Genomic DNA, 22421 nt, shown 5'->3' with positions numbered 1-22421 from the left:
TTGACCTCCATATTTTGTTAGAAGGCCAATAAATAGTATTTAATTATTACTTTTTTGCAGCTTCTAAAATTGTAATCATTTTTTCGGCCACACCTTTTGCAGATGCAGGATTTTGTCCTGTAACCAAATTACCATCAGCAATACTATGAGCCGACCATACCGCTGCTGCATGAAATTTTGCTCCTTGTTTTGTCAACGCAGTTTCCAGTAAAAAAGGTACATCAGCAATGGCATAACCTTTTTCTTCTTCATCTGTAAAAGAGGTAATATTTTTACCGTTTACTAGATAAGTTCCATTGCTTAGTTTTACATTTAGTAAAGATACCGGACCGTGACAAACTGCCCCAACAACAGCATTTCGCTCGTAAGTTTCTTTAATAACTTTTTTCAGCAATTCATTTTCCGGCATATCAACCATTGGCGCTAGTCCTCCGGGAACAAAAACAGCATCATATTTACTAACATCAACATTTGACAGCTTTACTGCTTTCTGCATCGCTTCCCATCCCTTACCAGTCAAGAATACAAGATTATCGGGATCATTTGCCAGATTTAAAGCATCTAAATACGGCGTATCTCCAGTTAAACTAGCAAAATCTATTTGATAATTTGCTTTGTCGAATTCGGCATAAGGATGTGCTACTTCAGGAAGAAATGTTCCTGTTCTTCTGTTGTTTGGTCCAATTGCATTGGCATTCGATACAATAATTAAAATTTTCTTATTCATTTTTCTTTCGCTTTTAAGGGTTGTTTTTTGTTTTATTGATGTGTCTTCTTTTTTACTTTGACCATAAGAAGATAAAAAGGCAATGGCTAGTGATAAAATCATAATCTTTTTCATTTCTATAAATTTTTAAGTTGTTAATGAATTATTTATAGGGCAAATTTATGCCAGCTCTACTTCTCAATACGAGGAGCAAAGTCACAAAAAAAGTGTGACGAGAATCACACTTTGAGAATTATCAGCTATGTTATTTGTTATTGGAGTAAAGCCTGCTAAGAGTTTCGCGGCTTACCCCGAGATATTCTGCAATATATTTCTTGGGAATTTTTTGCATGAGATTTGGATAAAGATCTGCAAATTCTCTATAGCGTTGCTGCGGATTATTAGAAAGCAATGAAATTACTCTTTGTTGAAGCGCCATATAACCTTTGGTCAATTTTACTCTAAAAAAATGTTCCATTTTATGAAGCGTAACAGAGAGTTTTTCCCTACCCTCAAGTGTCAGGCATAAAACCTCTCCTGGCTCCATGCATACCACATACATGTTTGCGGGTTTTTGATTGAAATAGGCAATATAATCAGACATCCACCAGTTTTCTGTGGCGAATTGTACGATGTGTTCCTTTCCGTCTTCATCCAGATAAAAAACTCTGAAGATGCCGCTCATAATGATGTATTCATATTTTGCGTCGTCACCTTGCTGAATAAGATATTGATTTTTCAGCACCCTTCGTATCGTGAAAAAGGGTTTTATCGATTCAAATTCTTCATCCGTAATTGAAATGATTTCTTCAATATGTTTTCTCAGTTTCTCCATACTTTTTTTTAGCTTTTCAAAGATAAAAGATTGCCAGCTTATTTAGGTTAGGCATATTAAATAAGTGTAAAATATTCATGTCTTTAATGATGTTTTTTTAATAAAAATCTCAAGAGCTTTGTATTGGTTAACTAATTGTTTTTTTTTTATGAATTAATTTTGTTTCATAAACTTAGGGCATTAAATTAAAAATTAATCTTATCTCTTCTTACTTTTATAAAGGATTTGACATGCATACTAACTGAAGAGGCAAAAGAGTTCATATCCTGAATTTGAACCTCTTTAAAATTTTATAAATACCTCTTCAGTAAAGTAGAAAGGATATCTTTTTGCAACAAAAATAAGGCTGTTTTTAAACTACTGGATCTATTTTCAGTACCTTGTATCACATTAAGCTTTTGATATAAATCTAATGGTGCTACGAAAGGAAAAATTGCTGAAGATAGTTATAAATGCTTTTTTTAAATGTTTGATTTGATTTTTAATTAAAAAAAAACATGTAAAATATTAAATTTTGCTTACAAAAGCATTTATAGATAAACCATACAATATGTTTTATCAGTTTTGATTATTAGAATATGGAAACAAAAAAAAATAACTTTTATGTGATTACTGGCGGTCCTGGTGTTGGAAAAACCACACTAATAAACAAACTCTTTAATGGAGGATTTCTTACCATACGCGAAGATGCAAGAAGAATTATCAAAGAGCAGATGGAAAACCAAAAGGATGGACTGCCATGGAAAAACAAGGATCTTTATGCCAACTTAATGTTAGAAGCTTCTATAAATAGCTACAATGAAATTGCTCTCAAAAATACTTCAAATATTACTTTTTTTGACCGAGGAATTTTAGATGCCATTTGTTATATGAAAATGGAAAACATTCCAATATCAAAAGATATTTTATCAGAAATAGAAAATCATCCTTACAACAAAAATGTTTTTATTTTACCACCTTGGAAAGAAATCTATGAAACAGATGGCGAAAGAAAACAAGACTGGAAAGAAGCAGAATTAACTTTCTGCAAAATGAAAAATACTTATATTGAATTTAATTACAAGATCATAGAAATCCCTAAAATATCAGTTGAAGAAAGAGTGAAATTTATCCTTAAATCAATAGCAAACAATTTACAATAACTCCATTGCTCTTTAGACCTTTTTTGCCATAACAAACTAATGGAATTGATATCTTTTTTACGCAATAATCAATATACTTTTTTCTAATTGTCTGACTCATCACAGAAAGGTTTCAAAAATATTTGTCATGGCTTGTCATAAAAAAATCTCCTTTTATTTTTGAATTAATAAAAAATTATAAAGCAAATTTAAACGGATTTAAACTATTCTGTAACTTTTAAATTTTATAAAAAAAGCGAAAATTTCCGTGGCAGAATCGTGGCACAGTACAAAAAAATATTAAAAATGAGATTTTCAAATCTATAGAAACACGTTAATGGAATAAGTCAAAAGGTGCTGACAAAGTGCCTTAGTGAGCTGGAACGTGACGGGTTAATTTAAATAAGTATTTATCCCGATTTTCCACCAAAGAGAAAAATGCGCACCTTTTCATTTGGTACGCAAGTTTTCTTATTTCATTCAAACTAAAGTCAAACATATGAAACTGTTATTCTTTACAAAATAAACAGGATTTTATATGTATCAGGATTTTTTCTCAATAACGAATGCTTTTAATTCGGCTATTTTACCATTATCAAATCGCCAAATATCACAATAAATATAATGATCATACTCACCATTTACATTTTTTAAGGCAATGTTACCTGTCGCAGTTACAAAGTCGCCCTCCTCTATTGCTTTTTCCATATCAAATACTGGTGGTGCCAAATAGAATTCTTTGATATACTGCCTTACTGCTTCTTTTCCTAAAAGAGTTCTCTCACCCACAAATACCCATTTGGTGTCTTCAGTGAGATAAGATAAGTACGCTTCGTATTCTCCTTTTCTTACATGTTCGTTTGCATTAACTAATATAGATGTGTTTTTCATTGTCATTGTCTTTTTTAATTTTAAATTTTTATTTTGAGAATAAATGTTGAGTACCGCCATCAATAATAAAATATTTATGAAGCCTTTTTTCATCATTACCTTTTTTGATTTAATTTTGAACTTTAAATTATTTAAATAGAATAGTTCTGCAAAGCTATAACATAAAAGTCCTATTAGCTTTATTGACAACCAATTGTAAGGAACTATCAAAAATGTAAGTTATGTCAAAAGTTAAGGTTACAAGCACCAATTTTGAAAATAAGAAAATCTTAGGTGATGAATGTTCAGAAGTATACGCGGCAAACATAATTGGCGGTCAATGGTCACTTGTAATTTGTTCCTGGCTATTAGAAGGCAAAATGCGATTTGGCGAAATAAAAAAATCTATACCAAATATAACGGAACGAATGCTGACGCTGCAGCTTCGAAAACTGGAACAAAATAATATAATAAAGAGAAAGGTATATGCTGAAGTCCCTCCTAAAGTAGAATATGAGTTAACAGAAATTGGCTATGAATTAAGACCGATAATCCAGCAAATGGAACAGTGGGGAAAACGACACAAATATTTGTATGCAAAATGAAATAGTCGAAAAATCCCGGCTGCGCCCTGATCTGAATATAGTATCTCATAGCCATTATAGAAAAATTCTTCAGAGGCGCTTGCACAATAAATGCTGGTTGAAGTTTTTGGACTGTAGTTTGTTTTAAATTCATTTAAGAATTTTATTTCTCCTTTTTCATTAATAAAACCAGAAGTCCCGTCAACCTTTAAAACTATAATTCAAAGAAGACTTCAATTGGAAAACAAACGATAAGAGATTTTTATAATTCTTCTGCGCCTGAAGATATACTAGTTTTTTAGCTTCGATTTCCTGTGTCGAAACAATTCCTTTATTGAAAAGTATTTCAAAACGGGCGGCATTGTTTTTTGAAGTTGTAATTCACTTTCATTAATTACTTTTTACTGCTGTAGAATTTCTAATTGTTCAATGATAATTTTTCTGTTCTCAGTACATTTTCTATCGAAAATTACTAGTAACTGATAAAAATTTATTATCAAAAACTAATTACACCCAACGCTTTATTCTTATTTAAATTAAGTACTCGTCACAGACAATCACCAGTGGTATTAATACTTGCTATGGTTATTTCGTTTGTTTTACTGAAATCTTTGTTAGGTCTATGTTTTTTTGTTATCTGGAATGATCTAAAATGAAATGTTTTTTTTATTCCAATTTCTAATTTTATTCAAAAATCACATAACGTTTATTTAATTACATATTGATTACTAATATTTTATGTAAAATAAAATAAAACAGCCTCGTTACAATTTTTACTTCTCTCATGGGTATAAATCCCCGTCTCATGCCATTTTTTTATTCCAGATTTTACTTCTGCTGTAATTTTAGAATAAAAACAAAAGAAAGCCAGCGAAATTTATTTTCAACATTTGTTTCTAATTAATTTTCTCGATAATAACCTGCATGTGTTTACATGATTTACAAAGCTTTGTTTATTGGGATGTTTAGGAGGAAACAATAAATTAAAAACAGTGGAGCAGAACCCACTTAAATAAACGTGCTATTCCTTTTTAGTTAAATAAAAGGAGGCGAAACCTGAAAAGCCTTATGAGTAGGGACCCAAATAAATTAAGTTATGAGTAATTTAGTAGAAAAATCTGTTCCTAAAGAGAGCAAAGCTTTATTGAATGGAGAAGAAGATGTTCAAAATAAGTACTATGAAGTCTTACAAGAACAAACACAAAATGCTGTAAAGGGAGTCATTAATGATCTTGTTTATCCTATACAATTTCCAGCACAAGGAGGTTTTTTGTACAATTGGCAAAATTTAAATAATATTTTCAATCGAGGTACTTATGACATGTTAACAGGAAACGTTTCTCCGGGAAACATAAGTCCCGCTGCAGCCCTTGATACAGCGGGTTCATTTCCTAATAATTATATTCAAGTTTTAAGTGGTGTTGAATATTCATTGAATAAAGCCGACACTATAACAATGAACAAAGTACAAGGAGATGCTCAAGCACAACAAGCTACGATTGTGCAAGATTATCAAACTGCTTATGGGACAATTACAGATGCACAAATTGATGCCGCTAAAGAAGTTGTTGGTGCTTGGGGTGTTGCTACTAAATATGATTACATTATTAGTTTTGTGCTTGGAACTCAATGGAGTGGTACACAGTCTAGTAAGAAGCAACCGTTAACTTATAACGAAATGTCATCCGCTAGAAATCTTAAAGATTTATTACCAAATAGACCAGGTTCATCTGATCTAACAATTAATAACGTTTCTATTTATTTAAACATGACGGCCACTGTAAATACACTTCAAACTCAAATGCAGGATGGGTCTTGGACAATTGCACAGGCTAGAAGAAACACTTCTAATCCAACTGAAAATAATGGAGGAATAAAAACCTTTAATCCAGTTGATGGCAGTATTGATAAAGATTTTAGAACTGGATGGAAGCTAAATAAGTCAATCGCAGATATTCAAAATGATTTGAATAATGAATCGAGAGTTATCGAATTCAAAATGCAAACTTCAAAAGCTTCTGGATCAAGCCTGAATGTAAGTATTAACGGAAGTACAGGCTTTTCTGTTGGTTCTTGGCTTAAATTCTCATTAGGGACACAATTTAGCTATGATATGTCTACTTTTAAGGGTACTAGTCAAGATGCTGAAATTACAGTTCAATATAAAGGTTATTCCATTCTTCCTATAAGTCCATTAGCCTGGCAGCAGGATATTAACACAGGTTGGTATAATGGTTCTATAATTCGTCAGGCATATGAAAATCAAGGAAAAGATGTAAGTGGATTTAAATTCTCTTCTTCAACTCCTCCTCCTTTTGATTTTAAATCATTTAAAGATGGTGGTAATTTTGGCTGGACAAATAATTTTATTGTTAGTAATTATCCAACAATAATTATTAAATACAAAAATGCCGACTTTAATAGTTTTAAAGAATCATGGAGTACTAAAACATCTGGTAACTTGAAACTATTTGGGTTTATTTCTTTAGGAAGCTTCAGCGCCGGAGCCTCTGGCAGTAGTTATGAAAAAGGTTCTAATAATTCAGAATTCACACTAACTTTTAGTCCTTCTCAAGAAATTATATCTGTACCTACATTTCAAAAACAAGCATTTGTAATTGCTGGTGCCATAACAAATCCAGGAGTTGCAGGGAAAAGTTAGCAGAATTTTTAAAATATTCTATTAATATAAAAAAAAGGAAAGAATTTTACTCTTTCCTTTTTAAATTTTTACATCTTTTTAGCTAATTAAATCATTTATGAAATGTATAAGTATAAAATTTATTTTTGGTTTCCCCTTATAATACTATTTAATATATTTTGTTCAGACAAAATCTTATCTCAAGATACTTTATCTAAAAAGAATAATTACTCTATCTATAATAACTACTTGTTTGAATGGAAAGCACAACTAAATAAGTTTTTTTCACAAAATGATTCGGCTATTTTATATCCCTTAATAGATCCAAATCATAGCCGTATTCCTTACTGGTTCCTTAATGATAATCAAGCTTTTAATCAAGGCACTTATGATTTTATAAGTTCAAGAGTAATACCTGGACCAATAAAAGGCAGTGTGAAATTATCGATTGCAAATAGTTTTACTAATTCTTACAAACAATTAATGACTTCAATAAGATACCAATTTAATTCTTCAGATAAATTGCAATATGAAGAACAAATTCAAATGCAAAAAGTCTCTGTTACTAGAATCGTTTCAAAATATGAAGAATTATTCGGTGTGATTAGTCAAGAGGATATAGAAAAAGCAAATAAAAGCTTAGCAATTTTTAAGCTCTCTGTTCATAATAAATTAGATTATATATTTCTTTACGCAATGGGGTATTTATGGAGTGGAATGAATAAAGAGAATAAACCTCCTCTGCAATTTAATCAATTAGTAGGTGAAAAAAATTTAGAAGTGCTTTTGCCGCATATTCCTGCTTCTGGAGCATTATTACTGTTTGACATCATACAATATTTTGATGAATATCTTTTTATTAGTACTATCGATAAAAGTTTTAGATATAACTCTAACATTCTTTCAGAGGTTATAAATAACACTAGGTTTCCTAATAAAAACAATGGTGGAATAGTTACTTTTGATCTAATAGATGGTAAGAACTATAGTTTTTCTCCTTCATATGAAATTGGATTATCAATAGCAGAAATTCAAAATTCGTTAAATGATCATGATAGAGTTATTGAAATTAATTTAACCAATTTGCATGAAGTAAGTCTAGAGGATAATGAAGCAGATGAAAATAAATCCAGCATATTTAAACCTACAAATGGGCAGTCATATCTGTTAACGAATTTGTTAGAAAATATGATTACTATAAAAATTGAATATAAGGGATATGTACTTATTCCTGTTTCACCATTGAGTTATCTTGAGAATAAGCAGGAAAATAAAGTTAATCATAAACAACCCAACAGTTGGGGATGGTTTTATGAAGATGCCATTAATCAATCAATTAAAAATTTGGATCACAAAAGAACAGGTTTTTGTTTTGTAACAGTACCTCCATATAATTTGGGCAGTTTAGATGAAGGAGGAGATTTTGGCAGAGTTTCAGCTCTATTAGCAGCTAATTTACCTACAGTCACAATTCATTATAAAAAAAATAATTCTTTTCCATTGTTTAATTCTAATTTATTATCTGTTGAAGGGTTGCTGAATTTACCTTTTTTACAAATAAATGACAATTATTCATTAACTAAATATTCAGTAGATAACAGCATAGACAAAGTGGTATTTGAACCTTTGAATTATAGTGTTGAATTAAAAATTAAAAGTAACAATCCAAAAGAAATTATTTCAGTTCCAATTCATTCTAAAACTGTCGCTTTACTAATGGTTGGTGTTGTTTATCCTTCAAAGGAATAAAATGAAATTTTCCCACTGGCGCTCGTTTGCAACGAGTGCCTGCTAAATAAAAACAAGTCATAGCGTTTGCTGCGCAGATAACTACAATAGGAGTACTTTACACAAATATATTCCTGTTTTTTTTATTACTTTTCTTTTAAAATTATTTACTGTAATATTTTAGACCAATCATTAAATTATTCAAAGAAAAAGGATTGAATGTGCATGTTACTAATTCTCCGATTGATGTAACTTTTTGATTAGACTTGGAATTAAAACCAAGCTTAGAATGATCCGATAAAATATTCTATTTTTTAAATCTGAACCAAAACTAAAATTCTAATTAAATAGAATTTTAATCCTTCATAAATCAATTGGATTTTTTGTTTTAAAAAATCTTATTGCGTATAAAATCACTCTTATACCCAAAAATCTCCGTTTGGTGTCATTTCTTTTAAGTTTATTTTATATCTGTTATATTTTAGATTCCAATCAGGCACTTTACGATGCTTATTATAAACGCGATGCTGAAAACCAGCTAAGGGTAAGCTAACCTAAAAGCAATTTAGTATGCAAACCATGAATTTATTAAGAATGTATGTTTCTGTTTATCTAATTTATAAAGCACAAAATTCCATTCGACTTTAAATCCTACATCATTTAAAAAATAAACTAATAACCAAACCCACTGATTATGGAAAACTACCTACACGGCTTACTTGACGAAGACAATGACATTATTATCCAGCAGTACTTAAAGTACATTGACCAGGGAATCCCGCGGACGGATAAACCAAAAGACGTATTAATTATTGGTGCCGGAATGGCTGGAATGGTAGCTGCAGGTATGTTAAAGCAGGCTGGACATAATGTTACTATAATCGAATCAAACACCCGCGTGGGCGGCAGAATCAAAACTTTTAGGAACTCTAAAGACAAAAAATATTTTGAAGATGATAGTGTCTATGGCGAAGCGGGTGCAATGCGCATCCCGACTATACATCAAATGGTACTTAAATACATTGATAAACTCGGACTCAAAACTGAACCTTTTTATTATCTGTCTGTTGATAAGGAACAAGCTGTCGCACATCAGGCAGATCCCGCTAAACCAGAGCCCGAAGTTACCCGAAATTCTATTTTCTATATTAACCGCAAACGTGTTGTACAGAATGAATATATACCAAAAGACAAAACTAAGGTCGTTGATGTAAACAAACTACTGAACTTTCATTTGGGCAAGAGCGAGAACATGCGTGCCGACCAGTTAATGGCCAATCTTATTAATCCCCTTAAGGCTTTTATTGCAGAAGATCCTGAAAAAAACTGGCCTTTACTCATTGAGCGTTACGGAGAATATTCGATGCGTCGTTTTTTAAAGGAAAATTCGATGTATTCAGAGAACGCCATCGAGATGATTGGGGTTATTCAGAATCTGGAGTCCAGAATGTCTTATGACTTTATCCAGAGTTTTATCGAACAGAATATCATCAAGGATTCTACCCGGTTTTTGGAAATTGTCGGTGGAAGCGACCTGCTGCCAAATGCACTCTTCAAAGCTCACAGTCTGGAAGAAAACACCTACTTTGACTGCAGGATGACTAAAATGATGCTCGTTAACGATAAAGTAAAAGTTGAAGTAGATATTGAAGTGCAGCGTGACTTTCAATTTTATGAAGACGCAGGATTTAAAGCATTAAAAACACCGGTTAGTGACCTGGAATTTGATGAAATAATTGTCACAATACCGTTTTCAGCCTTAAGACATGTGTATGTAACACCGCAGTTCAAGCAGCTTAAAAGAAAAGCCATCCGCGAACTGCACTATGATTCTGCAACTAAAATACTGCTGGAATTTCGTGAGAAATGGTGGCAGGAAGCACCATATAATATTGTTGGCGGCGGTACAATTACTGACTTTTCTAACCGTTTCACCTATTATCCGAGCAATGATTTAGGAACTAAAGGACACGGTGTTGTGCTCGCATCATACTGCTGGTCTGATGAAGCAAGCCGCTGGGATTCTATGGATGACGATGACAGGTACTTTTATGCGCTTAAAAACCTGGCTATTATCCACTCCGATGACAAGAAGGAGCAGCAACGTATTATCGACCTTGCCGTAATCAGCTCAAGCATTAAAGAGCGCAAGGGCAAAAACGGAAAATTAATTGGCGGCGCAACACAAAGCTGGATGCGCGATCCATATGCGTATGGTGAAGCCGCAATATTTAATCCGGGACAATTACACTTATTGCAGCGTCATATCATCTCAACCGAATGGAATGGAAAAGCACATTTTGCGGGCGAGCACACTTCTCTGAAACATGCCTGGATTGAAGGGGCCATTGAATCAGGAATCCGCACCGCACTTGAAGTAAACGAAAATACCGGTAACCTAAATAATCCGATTTAAGATGTCACAGAAAAAAATCTCCGTTGCAAAATACCTTCAGATACGCCTTGAACAATTAGGATTAACACATTTGTTTGGAATTGCAGGCAATTATACCGCACCATTTTTAAACACGATTCACGAAGACAAAAAAGCAAAAATTAAAATCGTTAACGACACAAATGAAATAAACGCTGGGCATTGTACTGATGCCTACGCGTGGCAAAACGGTTTCGCGGCAGTTGCGGTAACCTATGGTGTAGGCGCATTTACACTACTTAATTCGGTTGCAGGTTCTTATGTAGAGCATTGTCCCGTGCTTGTAATTAATGGAGCTCCAACCAACAAAGACCAGCAGCGAAGTCTCGTTCAGGGCATGCTGGCATCTCATATGACAGGTGATATGTACAGTAACATTAATGTGTTTAGAAACGTTACCGTTGCCGCAGAACAAATCACAGGTTCATCTGATGCTCCTTATAAAATTGATGCAGTATTGAATGCCTGTATTTTATATGGAAGACCGGTTTATCTAGAAGTTTTTGAAGATGCATGGCGAATGGAATGCAATCCCCCTGTTAATCCATTGGCAGAAAGAGAGTCCTCTAAATGTCAATCAAGTGCACGCAAGGCTGCTAAAAGAGTAGCTGCTATGGCACGCGGAAAAGAAATTATTTTCTGGGGAGGTATTGAGATCCAGCGCTATGGTATTCAAAAAGAATTTCTGGATCTGATCGAAACAACCGATACAGAATTTGTGACTTCCATACTCGGAAAATCAATTGTATCGGAAAACCATCCTAAATTCAAAGGCGTTTTTAATGGCAAGGCATCGCCAAAAGATGTCAAGGAACAATTCGAAAAAGCCCAGCTGAAAATCGGCCTTGGCGTATGGACCACAGGCAAAAACCTGGGTGGTTTTGATGTTTGGAAAGATGATACTGTACTTGCCAACCACAGCGGTGTAAGGATTGGGGCTTCTTACATGGCCAATGTATCGTTGAGAGATTTTATGATATTTCTAAAAGAAGAACTCATCAAAGTTAACTTTAGTGCTTATGAAATGTATGATGCAGAGAAGCTGCCTGAATCATTTTTTGTAGCGGATCAAAGCATTACAAAAAATGCAGAACCAACACTTAATTATGATACCTTTTTCAAACGGATCAATACTTTTATTGACGAAAGACATATAGTAGTTGCAGATGCCGGTTTTCCTTTATTGGGTGCCCAGGGAATCCGTATTGCTGAACCTAATGGATTTGTAGCGCAGGCATCATGGCTTTCAATAGGTTATTCCGTTCCCGCAGCCACCGGAATAAAATGTGCCAGACCTGATAAGAGACCTGTAGTATTTGTTGGAGATGGTGCTTTTCAGGAAACCTGTCAAGCTATATCTACACAGAATAAACTAAAACACGATACCATTGTATTTGTTTTGGATAATGGAATTTATGGTATTGAACAAATGCTTGTTAATCCAAATCCTTTTCGCGGTGCAGAAAAGGTAGAATACAGCATTCCCGATCTAAACAATATTTATGATTACAACCAAATGCACCGTTGGAAATATGCAAAACTCGTTGATGTATTTGGAGGCAGAGGTTTTGAAGTCAACAGTCTTGACGAACTTGACGAAGTTTTAAGACGTCTTGAGGATATTAAGGAAAATACCATCGTTCATGTAAACATTCCTAAAACCTCTATCCCTGAATCAATTGCTTATAAAACAGAGGAGCCTGGAGAAGATGAATTTCTGGATAAAAACTGGAGTTTATGTTAATTTAAAAAAGGTGAATTTTAAAATAGTATATCTGCAAAAATTGTAATCTGGCTTTGCAGTTAATCTGCCACAAAATAGTAAAGACGTTTAACTACCTGATTTTGTAAAGTGTAACGTTTTTAAATTTTTGTGGCAAAATTGCGGCACCATAGTTTTGGACTTGATACCTCTTCTGCCATAAAAAGTTTAGTTTAATCTATAAAGAATTCATCATTCTAATATTCTGGCAGAATCTTAGTACAACAGAAAAAAATTAAAATGTAGAATTAAAGCTTTGGACTCCTCTACCAACCTACCCATTAGCAGCAAAAAAACAATTAAAAGCATTCTAAAAATACAAATTATAATAAATTAATAACTAACTAATAATTTTCAATATTCATAAAACCGAACAAAAGTTTTGTGGTACAATCGCGTAAGTCTGCTTATTGAAAATAAAGAATGCAGCAAAACCTGAATATAAGAAGTCGCGATACGATATAGTAAACAAATAACACGGAAAAACAATTCTTTCCTGTTGCGTTTGAATTCGTATATTCGGCCTTTATTTTGAAAAAAGAGAATGATTGCAAAATTGAATGAAAAAAAATCCTATCCATGGATTGTTGTCGGCCTGCTATGGATTGTTGCTTTATTGAATTATTTAGACCGACAAATGCTCTCCACTATGAAAGCAGCGATGATGGAGGACATTCCTGAATTGGCTAAAGCTGAAAATTTCGGTCTTTTAATGGCTGTTTTCCTTTGGATTTATGCACTTATGAGCCCTGTTTCCGGAATTATTGCGGATCGGTTTAACCGAAAAAGAATCATCATAGGAAGTCTTTTCATCTGGTCCGGAGTGACTATGGCGATGGGTTATGCCGAAACTTTCAATCAGATTTATATTTTGCGTGGCATTATGGGTTTTAGCGAAGCCTTTTATATTCCGGCTGCCTTATCCTTAATTGCAGATTACCATCAGGAAAAAACACGCTCTTTTGCAATTGCGATTCATACCACTGGAATTTATTTAGGACAAGCACTCGGTGGTTTTGGAGCCACTATATCCAAGTATTTTTCCTGGCATTTTACCTTTCACTCCGTAGGTTTATTCGGTGTGCTTTACAGTTTAATACTTATATTTTTTATAGAAGAAAAGAAGACGTACTTCTTAGATCCCACAAAAAAGTCATCTGTCCGCACAGAATTCAGGCAAATGTTCAAGGGACTGGGAATAGTATTCGGTAATATCTCCTTTTGGGTTTTGCTTTTTTATTTCTCTGCACCAAGTTTACCGGGATGGGCGGCCAAAAACTGGTTACCCACTTTATTTACTGAAACTTTACATTTAGACATGTCTCTGGCGGGACCAATTGCCACGGTAACCATTTCAATGTCTTCCTTTTTTGGCGTTTTAATTGGAGGTGCCATTTCAGACAGATGGGTGATGAAACATCTTAAAGGAAGAATTTACACCAGTGCTGTTGGATTGTTTCTTACCATTCCGGCATTGTTTTTATTTGGCTATTGCTGTGACATAACCGCTATTGTTTTTGGCGCTGTCCTTTTTGGACTTGGATTTGGAATATACGACACCAACAATATGCCTATTCTTTGTCAGTTTGTTGCTCCCCGCTACAGGGCTACAGGATATGGAATTATGAATTTTGCAGGTATTTCGGCCGGAGCTGTTATCACAGAGTTTTTAGGAAAAGCAGCTGATAATGGAGGAATGAGACACGTTTTTGTACTACTCTTATTTGTAGTTTTTACTGCAATCGTTTTACAACTAGTGAGCCTGCATCCAAAAACTATAGATATGACTGATGAGAATGAGGTTAAAAGGGGGCCAATCTAAAAAAAGACAAATTGCGATATTAAATAAAATACATTTTTTTATCATAACCTGATTTGAAAACCAGGGTAAACCAGAAACATTTTAAGTCTTACTACATAAAATAACAAGAGACGACCTGATGGACGTCTCTTGTTATTTTATAAAAACACGTAGGCCGTAATACTACCGACCTCCATTTTTACTTGTATTTTCAGGGTTCGTTTTACCATAAACCAGTAACCTCGCTCTAAACAGGCTCTAAACGCTTTTACATGACCGGCTTATTATTTATCAAGCTTTCTATTTTCGATAAAAGTTAATAAATTTGTTACTGAGCATGGAGAGAAAAACTTCTTATTTGAATCTGGATCAACTGTCCCATTTGAGACAATCCCAACAAGTAAACCATTTTCATCTACTAATGGAGCCCCGCTGAGTCCTCCGAATTTCTCCGGCACAAGAATATCTTTTAATAAAATCCGATTTGAAATTGTTTTGTAATATTCAAATTCATATACTCTTTGAGGACCATTTTCCATCGTTCTGGTCCAGCCCACAACATATAATTTTTCTCCCTGAATTAAAGGAGTGTTTCTTATTTCCAAAGGTATAATACCGGAAGAGTTTTCCTTTATGGAAAATACCAGCCAGTCATTGTCATAAGTTGACTTGGCTTCTAATAACTCAGACTTGTCTTCATTTAATAATTTATCACAAACTACAATTTCGGACTTATTGTTTAATGGGTATAATATCCAATTTTTAATATGGCTTTGCAACGACAGGGTTGTCATACTTTCGGGCTTAATAATCTTAAGTATATGTTTTGCTGTTACAGCAAATGTTTCATTGTTATATTTTATCAGAAAACCGCAGCTGAATTTTGGCTGGTCATATTTCGCATTTATAAATTCAATCCTGTTCACCAAAGCTATTTCTTTAAATACTTTATTTGAAGAAACCTCTTGTCCAGAACAACCTGCTATCCACAAAATCGCAATAGCAAAAAAAAAGTTAAATTTCATAATACTACCAAATTTAGAGTTCACTATCAGCCCATGCAAAAACTTTCCTTTAGTTTATGCGGAGTTTCAAATATAGAAAAACAATCGTTATAAAAGACAAACGAGAGGCACGCATATCTAATGCTTATATCCATTAGACTATAATCCATTCTTTACGTATTTGCTATTACAAAAATTATGTTTTATTCCTATGACCTTGCCTGAAACGTTACGACAAAGCAAAATATTAAAAAAAGCACGGCTCGAATCCGCAGCTCTCCTCAACATTTAAATTACTACGCATAATTCCCTTAAAGAAAAGTTATAATTTGCATACATTTAATTAAATGAATATTATTTCATTTAACTTTACAATATGAGACCATTAGATCCTGATAAAAGAGAAAAAATTTTAAAGTCTGTACTTGTACTTACTGGCAGACAGGGATTAGCAAGTGTAACTATTTCGGGTATAAGTAAAACAGCCGGAATTGCCGCTGGGACTCTGTATATCTATTTTAAAAATAAAGAAGAGGCAGTACAGCTGGCCTATGCTGCTGTGGAGGATAAAATGGCTCAGGCAATGTACCGTGAGTTTGATATTAATGTACCAATAAAGCAATCACTTAAGCAGATTTATTTCAATATGCTTAACTACAGACTGCAGCATTATGACGAAACGGTATTTATTGACCAGTATCAACAGTCCGGTTATATACAGCTAAATTTTGAAAAACAACTGACAGAGTATGAAAGACAAAATAAACCGCTGTATGATCTTTTAGAAAAAGGAAAGAAAGAAGGAATCATAAAAGCACTGGATGCCATTATACTCATCAGTTTTTTTGATGGTACTGTACGCTCCTGCTCTACCGGAATCATACAAAAGCTATTTCCATTAAACCAGCAGCTCATTGATGACTGCTTTGATATGATCTGGAGAGGCATGAGTCAATAATTCGAATTTTAAATGAATAATTTTTCAACTAATATATTTTAACAACATACATCATGAGTATTTTTAAAGACAAAACAATTATTATTACCGGAGCTGCTATGGGTCTTGGACTTGCGGCAAGTAAAGCCGTAGCATTAAAAGGAGCCAACTTATCTATTATAGATTATAATGCTGAAGCACTCGAAAAAGCAAAAGCAGAAATCCAGTCAATTGCACCAAATGCAAAGATCATAACTATAGTCGCTGACGTTTCAGATGAACAGGCTGTAAAAAATTATGTAGACAAAACTGTTCAAGAATTTAACCGTATCGATGGATTCTACAATAATGCAGGTATTGAAGGAAAACAGGCACCATTAGTTGACTATGACATCAATGTATTTAAAAAAGTAATCGATATCAATCTTATGGGGGTTTATTACGGCCTTAAATACGTGATTCCGATAATGCAGAAACAAGGCGGAGGAAAAATTGTAAACGTAGCTTCTGTAGGCGGAATCAGGGGTGTTGTTAATCAGATGCCCTATGTAGCAAGTAAACACGCGGTTTCAGGTATGACAAAAAATGCTGCCATTGAATATGGTAAAGATGGAATATATACCAATGCAATCGCACCGGGGGCTATCCTGACTCCAATGGTGGCAGAAGCTTTTAAGCAGGTAAATCCTGCCGACCCAAAAGCAGCTGAAACAACATATGCACAAAGAAACCCAACAAGAAAGTTAGGTAAACCTGAAGATGTGGGTAACCTTGTAGCCTTTCTTCTTAGCGATGAATGCCAGTATGTTAATGGGCAGACTATTGCAATTGATGGAGGGGAATCAAACCTTTATGGTAATTCATAAATCAAGAGATTTTATTTAGAAACGGATTACGGCTATATTCTGTAATCCGTTTTTTTTATTTATGAAAATATGAATCTAATTATTTCTTGATTTAATAACTAAACTATTAGTTTCTGTATTAAGATTTTTTTATATGCTGACCGTTAGTCCTAAAGAGATATTAATGCCAGGCAGCGGTGCCAAATACTTCAAAAGAGAATTCTGCGGTCTGGCTTCAACATTCAGCAGGTTGCTTCCACCAGCAAAATATTCTATTTTATAATCTTTAAAAATCATATTATAGGCCAGTCTGGCAGCAAGCAGGGAATATGCGGGCATCGGCGGTTCGGGATTAATGTTTTTTCCAAGGTAGCGCTGTTCCAGATAGCGGTCAAATGTGGCGCTGAGTTCAAATTTCTTAAAGCTTAGGCCTGCTGAAAATCCAAACCTGCTGGCAGGCATATTGGGCATATAATCTCCCTCTGCCCAGTCCCTCATATGATCCCCAGAAACATTGATATTTTTGACAAGGTCGAAATACGATCCCAGCTGAATATTCAGATTTTCACAGAGTTTCTTATTATATCCCATTTCTGCTTCCCAGCCACTCAGTTTAGTATCCGACTGGCGCCATTCCTTTACCAAAAAGCCCCCTGAACGTGAAATCCCAGTGTGTGCCAGATATAAATAGTTATCGAGCATTGTATGGTAGTGTGTAAGAGAAAGTTTCAGCCCTGCATAGTTAAATCCCGCCTCAAATTCGGTCGTCTTTGACGTTTCCTTGTTTAACCTGTCATCACCATTTTCTTCTAAAATAATAGCAAAATGATTATTCCCTGCGTATAATTCGTTAACATCAGGAGCACGTTCTGAATGAGTATAGGAAGCGCGCAGATAGCCTGATTTAATAATATCTGCCTGAACTGAAGTGCTAAACTGATTGAGATGAAAATCCCGGTCTGAGAGTTTACCTCCTCCCAGCCCCCTGCTTGGCGTGTAACCCGGTGTGAGCATGGCCCGCCTTTGAACAAGGTCATTACGATAACCTGCATTTAACTTTAAAAAATTTATCGCAAATTGCTGCAGGGTAAAAATTCCATATTCACGGCTTTTGTTATTGGGAAGATACCGCTGTTCTCCAGTGCCGTCTATAGCTGCAACAGAAACATCTACTCCGGACATTCCGTTTAAAAATTCAAGTGGCTGCTGGTCAATCTCCAGCCTTGCAATATGACGTGCCGCTGAAAATTTATTCGCAAGATAATCATCAATAAGTTCACTGTCCTTAGAATACTGCATCATGTAATTTACCCTCACTGCTGCAATTCCCATACTTTTGGGCCTGTACTCAGATTCCATTAAAATACTATTGCTTTCTGATCGCGTATTTATAGGTAAGTAAATACTTTCCCCTTCAACTTCATGGCTGTAACCATCTTCATGGGTATGAGTATGCCCCGGCAGCTTACGCAGTGCAAACCCGGGAATACCATAATAACCGTACGTTTTACGAAACCCGGCCCCAAAATTAAATTTTTCACCAACATAAGAAGTGCCAAAATTTATGGCATAGCTCCTCGAATGACTATTAGGCATAACTCCCTTTTTAACAGGTGAATAATCCGTTATACTTTTTACTGTAGTCGTTGAAAGTGGTGTTCCTGCGGGCTGTCCTGCTATAAATAAACTATTTTTTGGATTTGACACATAGGCTCCATTAACAAATGATTTATCTTCAAAAGTGTATAAATCTGCCTCGGTAAGATCCCACGCAGGGTCATTCATGTTCTGCAGTACAAACTGACTTATATAGGGATATAATGTTAGATTCCTCGTTGTCTGCTTCTCTACTTTAACCTGCGCCATAGCTGCGGTCAGGTCATCGATTTTCGGATCATAGGCTATTGGGGCTTTTGTATTTCCCGGTATTCTAATATCATCATTCCATCTGTTCATCCCTCCTGCATGCCACACCCATCGCTTTCCAATATTGCCGTTAAGGTCGAAGGATTGTTTGTATCCCAGATTGGTGCTTCCTTCAGCCCTTACAAAGCCGGAAAGAGTCTTCGGCGCCTTTTCTTTTGGCACCGTATTGTCTTTAAGGTTGACTGCTCCTCCAATAGCCCTTCCTCCAAAAAGAACATTTCCATCATTAATATGAATATCAATACCCAGCAGGTTATCCATATCTGTAATCAGATTAAGGTTTGGACTGATGCCCGAAAGGTCGTTCATGCCCATTCCGTTACTTAATACCTTTACGCGGTTACCGCTGAGACTTCTGATCACCACAGCTCCTGAATTAGGTCCGAAATAGGAATTCTGAATTCCAGGAACGCGGCTGAGTGTTTCTCCCAGCGTTGCAGACTGGTTTTTTAAAAGTTCTTTCCGCGAGATCTTTCTTGAATTAAACAACTCTGGTTTTTTAATATTATTAATTGTAACCTCCTTCAGTACATTGACTTTGACACTATCAGCAGGTTTTATATTTTGCGAGTATGCAAATTTAAAGGCAAAGAAAAGGAGACAAAATGAGCGGGTTATAAATGGCATGATCGCATTAAATTTATATGAATAAAGGGCGCAAATATAATGTTTAAAAGATTTATCGCAACTATATTGCGATAAAATAACGCAACATTGTTGCGTTTTATTTATTTTAAATATATTTTTGACAAAAATTTTAAATATGAGAAAACAAAAAAATTACGCAGGACTGCTAATCACAGGTCTTCTGTTCTTGTCGTTGACAGCTTGCAGCAGTGATAATGAGGAAACACCGCAAAAAGAGATTGCAATTGAACTTCCTTCATCTCTATCTATGGTCTATGGCGAACAGCAGGAAATCGCTCTGCCTTCAGATGTCTTAAATGCATCAGATCTTCAGGTAACCTTAGACTTCAGTCTTAATGAAAATGTAAAAGTTAATGCTTCAGAATTTCTTAATGTTAAACTTGCCAAGGCAGTAACCATAAATAAAGAATCCGGCAAAATAATTCTTAACAGCGGCCTGTTATATGCAAACAGTTCGGTTTCCGGCATCAGTAACATAAAATTACCTGATACTTACAAAATTTCAGTAAATGTAAGTTCTGACGGCCAAAACTTTCAGGGTAAGCAGACAATTGACCTTAAGGTTACTCCTGCAAAGATTTCGGTAAAAGGCCTAGACAGCAAGACTGACATTCAAGCAGCATATGTGATATATGGTGATGCCGCTATTTTTGAGCTTGAAACTCTTTATAATGTTTCTGCAGACATGAACTGGGCAATAGAAAATCAATCTTCCATCGGAGCGGATGTATCCCTAAGTTCAAACTTCCTAAAATTTGCAGCCAATGCCGGTGATCCAAACAAAAAACTTGAAAAAGCTTATGAAGTGAACCCTGTACTTCTTAAAGACGGCTTTCGTGTCGCATCTACAACTTTACGTGTAATATTCATTCCAAAAATCAAATTCTTTTTTGGAACCTATTATCCTGAATATGATCTTACTATACTACTGAATAATCTTCATATTGCATTATCAAACGGTTACGTATCAGCTGCGCCTAACCTATCTCCTGAAACCTATAAATCAACGTTTGCCATAACTGGTATTAAAAAGGATGGTCAGACATTTACTGATAGTAACGACACATTTTCAATAAATGAAAAAACCGGCTCTATCACTGTGAAAAAGGAAACTACCCTTACTGCAGGTGCATATGAGATCACTGTTAAGGCGTTAACTACTACCGGACTAGAGTTCTTAACAACTTTAACACTAAATATGTCCAAACTGGAAGAATAAAAAATATTAAAAGTTATTGACACGGGGTCAAGGTATTAAGACTCTGCAGAGGCGATCCATTTTTAGTATAGCTGTAGCTTAAAACTAATAAATTATTTAAATGCTGATTAACAGGGAAGTGTTATTACACTTCCCTGTTTGTTTTAAGATTAGCCTCTGTACATATTAAAGTATTACGGGAAGATAATTTAAGTTTCAAATTGTGGAATTTATTATTGGAATAGTCGATACAGAGAGGAGATAGTATATTGATTTTCAATTAGTTTTTTGACTTTCACAGCGGAAACATACTAACTGATACATTATTTCGTTTTTTGCTACAAATGACGCATAATATCAAAAGCTACTTCGTTTTTGAAGTGGCGTTTGGTTGATTCAAACTTGTAGATTGAAAGTTAAAAAATATTCGAGACAGCTGTTTGTAAGAATTTGTCAGATGGAAAATATCTTCTTATAAGCCAACTATATAATCTAGAAAATACTGTCTTTATCAGTAAATTGGTTATTAATCATAATATTAATTTTATCAATGAATAAAGTATCAACATAATTATTCTTATAAAAAAATATTTATTTTCTTATATTTAATAATACCTTCTGGTTACTTTTTCTTGTGTTTTTTAACAAGGTTTCAAATTTATTTAAAACCATATTTTGTCTGTATGGACAATCTGGAGACCCATATAGTCTTTTTTATTTCCTCAATAAGTTTCTTGTCTATTTGAAGCATAATTGTGCAGTTGTTTTGATCTAGAAAGTTTATTTCTTTTTATGTTTAATTCAAAAATAACAATTATCAATATTAAAAGAGCATTTATAAAAATTTTCGAGTGGATTTGATATTATATAACTTCACGGCAGAATTCTATAACTTAAAAAGTTGCTGCGTCTCTTAATTTTGAATTAAGAAATTTATACAACAAGCAATTATTTAATCATGAAAATATCAACAAACCCAGTTATCGAATCAGTTCCTCAATCCATTACACAGTCTGACGTACATTTTTCAGATGCAGCAATTCAATCTGAAATGCACAATTCAAATCTCTTAACAGATTTATATCGTAAATATGATGATGAACCAGACTTTGACTGCGAATTTTTGTGCGATGCAGCTTTTGACCAACACAAAGACGAGAATATAATTGATCCTGAATCAGAGGATGATTTTTTGGATGAATTTAATGATAATCAGTGGGATGCAGATATCTATGATCCGTACTTGGAGTCCACCTATTATTAAAAGGGGACTTCAAAATACTTTTGCTGCATTGTAAAAAGAAAAAACAGTTTCCATTTTTAAAATAACTGCTTTATGACAAGCAGGTTGCTGCTGTTATTCTGTTCACGATACTGCCTA

Annotated in this window: 16 protein-coding genes; 11 read left to right on the top strand and 5 right to left on the bottom strand. The window is 34.3% G+C overall.

What is annotated here, in order from left to right:
* Nucleotides 1-46: 46 nt before the first annotated feature.
* Both L1276_RS24245 and L1276_RS24240 read right to left on the bottom strand, forming a co-directional pair.
* Complete coding sequence (locus L1276_RS24245; RefSeq protein ID WP_253792386.1) at nt 47-841, bottom strand: type 1 glutamine amidotransferase domain-containing protein; 795 nt, start codon at nt 839-841, stop codon at nt 47-49.
* 130 nt (nt 842-971) lie between these two features.
* Nucleotides 972-1541 carry a Crp/Fnr family transcriptional regulator gene (locus L1276_RS24240; RefSeq protein ID WP_253792384.1) on the bottom strand — a complete coding sequence of 190 codons (570 nt, stop codon included), beginning with the start codon at nt 1539-1541 and terminating at the stop codon, nt 972-974.
* Between the two features lie 578 nt (nt 1542-2119).
* Between L1276_RS24240 and L1276_RS24235 the strand changes: the two genes are divergently transcribed.
* Nucleotides 2120-2683, top strand: a complete 564-nt coding sequence (locus L1276_RS24235) for an AAA family ATPase (protein ID WP_253792382.1) — start codon at nt 2120-2122, stop codon at nt 2681-2683.
* Nucleotides 2684-3205: 522 nt separating this feature from the next.
* On the opposite strand, the gene L1276_RS24230 is transcribed toward L1276_RS24235, so the two are convergent.
* Complete coding sequence (locus L1276_RS24230; protein ID WP_253792380.1) at nt 3206-3649, bottom strand: nuclear transport factor 2 family protein; 444 nt, start codon at nt 3647-3649, stop codon at nt 3206-3208.
* 125 nt (nt 3650-3774) lie between these two features.
* Here L1276_RS24230 and L1276_RS24225 point away from each other — a divergent pair, with 125 nt between their 5' ends.
* From L1276_RS24225 to L1276_RS24200, 6 genes are all read left to right on the top strand, one after another.
* Nucleotides 3775-4137: a helix-turn-helix domain-containing protein gene (locus L1276_RS24225; protein ID WP_253792378.1), complete on the top strand. Its 363-nt coding sequence runs from the start codon at nt 3775-3777 to the stop codon at nt 4135-4137.
* A gap of 1075 nt (nt 4138-5212) precedes the next feature.
* On the top strand, nt 5213-6778 hold the full coding sequence (locus L1276_RS24220; protein WP_253792376.1) for a hypothetical protein: 1566 nt from the start codon (nt 5213-5215) through the stop codon (nt 6776-6778).
* 102 nt (nt 6779-6880) lie between these two features.
* Complete coding sequence (locus L1276_RS24215) at nt 6881-8506, top strand: hypothetical protein (protein ID WP_253792374.1); 1626 nt, start codon at nt 6881-6883, stop codon at nt 8504-8506.
* A 673-nt stretch (nt 8507-9179) separates the two neighbouring features.
* Nucleotides 9180-10901 (top strand): FAD-dependent oxidoreductase, encoded by a 1722-nt coding sequence (locus tag L1276_RS24210; protein ID WP_253792372.1) that lies wholly within the window; start codon nt 9180-9182, stop codon nt 10899-10901.
* Nucleotide 10902: 1 nt separating this feature from the next.
* Complete coding sequence (locus L1276_RS24205; RefSeq protein WP_253792370.1) at nt 10903-12663, top strand: alpha-keto acid decarboxylase family protein; 1761 nt, start codon at nt 10903-10905, stop codon at nt 12661-12663.
* Between the two features lie 562 nt (nt 12664-13225).
* Entirely contained in the window at nt 13226-14503 is a 1278-nt protein-coding gene (locus L1276_RS24200) for an MFS transporter (RefSeq protein ID WP_253792368.1), read from the top strand.
* Between the two features lie 263 nt (nt 14504-14766).
* Here L1276_RS24200 and L1276_RS24195 read toward each other — a convergent pair whose 3' ends face one another.
* Nucleotides 14767-15507, bottom strand: a complete 741-nt coding sequence (locus L1276_RS24195) for a trypsin-like serine protease (protein WP_253792366.1) — start codon at nt 15505-15507, stop codon at nt 14767-14769.
* Nucleotides 15508-15862: 355 nt separating this feature from the next.
* On the opposite strand from L1276_RS24195, the gene L1276_RS24190 reads away from it, so the two are divergent.
* Nucleotides 15863-16444 (top strand): TetR/AcrR family transcriptional regulator, encoded by a 582-nt coding sequence (locus L1276_RS24190; RefSeq protein ID WP_253792364.1) that lies wholly within the window; start codon nt 15863-15865, stop codon nt 16442-16444.
* Between the two features lie 53 nt (nt 16445-16497).
* Nucleotides 16498-17289, top strand: coding sequence for a glucose 1-dehydrogenase (locus L1276_RS24185; protein WP_253792362.1), 792 nt, complete (start codon nt 16498-16500; stop codon nt 17287-17289).
* Nucleotides 17290-17418: 129 nt separating this feature from the next.
* Here L1276_RS24185 and L1276_RS24180 read toward each other — a convergent pair whose 3' ends face one another.
* On the bottom strand, nt 17419-19821 hold the full coding sequence (locus L1276_RS24180) for a TonB-dependent receptor domain-containing protein (protein ID WP_253792360.1): 2403 nt from the start codon (nt 19819-19821) through the stop codon (nt 17419-17421).
* A gap of 136 nt (nt 19822-19957) precedes the next feature.
* Here L1276_RS24180 and L1276_RS24175 point away from each other — a divergent pair, with 136 nt between their 5' ends.
* Nucleotides 19958-21061, top strand: coding sequence for a hypothetical protein (locus L1276_RS24175; protein ID WP_253792358.1), 1104 nt, complete (start codon nt 19958-19960; stop codon nt 21059-21061).
* 937 nt (nt 21062-21998) lie between these two features.
* Complete coding sequence (locus tag L1276_RS24170; protein WP_253792356.1) at nt 21999-22304, top strand: hypothetical protein; 306 nt, start codon at nt 21999-22001, stop codon at nt 22302-22304.
* Nucleotides 22305-22421: the final 117 nt, after the last annotated feature.

Origin of the sequence: Flavobacterium sp. HSC-32F16 (assembly GCF_024171645.1) — a bacterium.
Lineage (GTDB): Bacteria > Bacteroidota > Bacteroidia > Flavobacteriales > Flavobacteriaceae > Flavobacterium.
This window is presented reverse-complemented; position numbering and strand designations above follow the sequence as displayed.

What these genes read in the sequence shown, in the direction of transcription:
- L1276_RS24245 (WP_253792386.1), bottom strand. Translation starts at nt 841, where the DNA reads ATGAAAAAGATTATGATTTTATCACTAGCCATTGCCTTTTTATCTTCT.
- L1276_RS24170 (WP_253792356.1), top strand. Translation starts at nt 21,999, where the DNA reads ATGAAAATATCAACAAACCCAGTTATCGAATCAGTTCCTCAATCCATT.
- L1276_RS24215 (WP_253792374.1), top strand. Translation starts at nt 6,881, where the DNA reads ATGTATAAGTATAAAATTTATTTTTGGTTTCCCCTTATAATACTATTT.
- L1276_RS24180 (WP_253792360.1), bottom strand. Translation starts at nt 19,821, where the DNA reads ATGCCATTTATAACCCGCTCATTTTGTCTCCTTTTCTTTGCCTTTAAA.
- L1276_RS24205 (WP_253792370.1), top strand. Translation starts at nt 10,903, where the DNA reads ATGTCACAGAAAAAAATCTCCGTTGCAAAATACCTTCAGATACGCCTT.
- L1276_RS24200 (WP_253792368.1), top strand. Translation starts at nt 13,226, where the DNA reads ATGATTGCAAAATTGAATGAAAAAAAATCCTATCCATGGATTGTTGTC.
- L1276_RS24230 (WP_253792380.1), bottom strand. Translation starts at nt 3,649, where the DNA reads ATGATGAAAAAAGGCTTCATAAATATTTTATTATTGATGGCGGTACTC.
- L1276_RS24185 (WP_253792362.1), top strand. Translation starts at nt 16,498, where the DNA reads ATGAGTATTTTTAAAGACAAAACAATTATTATTACCGGAGCTGCTATG.
- L1276_RS24240 (WP_253792384.1), bottom strand. Translation starts at nt 1,541, where the DNA reads ATGGAGAAACTGAGAAAACATATTGAAGAAATCATTTCAATTACGGAT.
- L1276_RS24175 (WP_253792358.1), top strand. Translation starts at nt 19,958, where the DNA reads ATGAGAAAACAAAAAAATTACGCAGGACTGCTAATCACAGGTCTTCTG.
- L1276_RS24220 (WP_253792376.1), top strand. Translation starts at nt 5,213, where the DNA reads ATGAGTAATTTAGTAGAAAAATCTGTTCCTAAAGAGAGCAAAGCTTTA.
- L1276_RS24210 (WP_253792372.1), top strand. Translation starts at nt 9,180, where the DNA reads ATGGAAAACTACCTACACGGCTTACTTGACGAAGACAATGACATTATT.
- L1276_RS24235 (WP_253792382.1), top strand. Translation starts at nt 2,120, where the DNA reads ATGGAAACAAAAAAAAATAACTTTTATGTGATTACTGGCGGTCCTGGT.
- L1276_RS24225 (WP_253792378.1), top strand. Translation starts at nt 3,775, where the DNA reads ATGTCAAAAGTTAAGGTTACAAGCACCAATTTTGAAAATAAGAAAATC.
- L1276_RS24190 (WP_253792364.1), top strand. Translation starts at nt 15,863, where the DNA reads ATGAGACCATTAGATCCTGATAAAAGAGAAAAAATTTTAAAGTCTGTA.
- L1276_RS24195 (WP_253792366.1), bottom strand. Translation starts at nt 15,507, where the DNA reads ATGAAATTTAACTTTTTTTTTGCTATTGCGATTTTGTGGATAGCAGGT.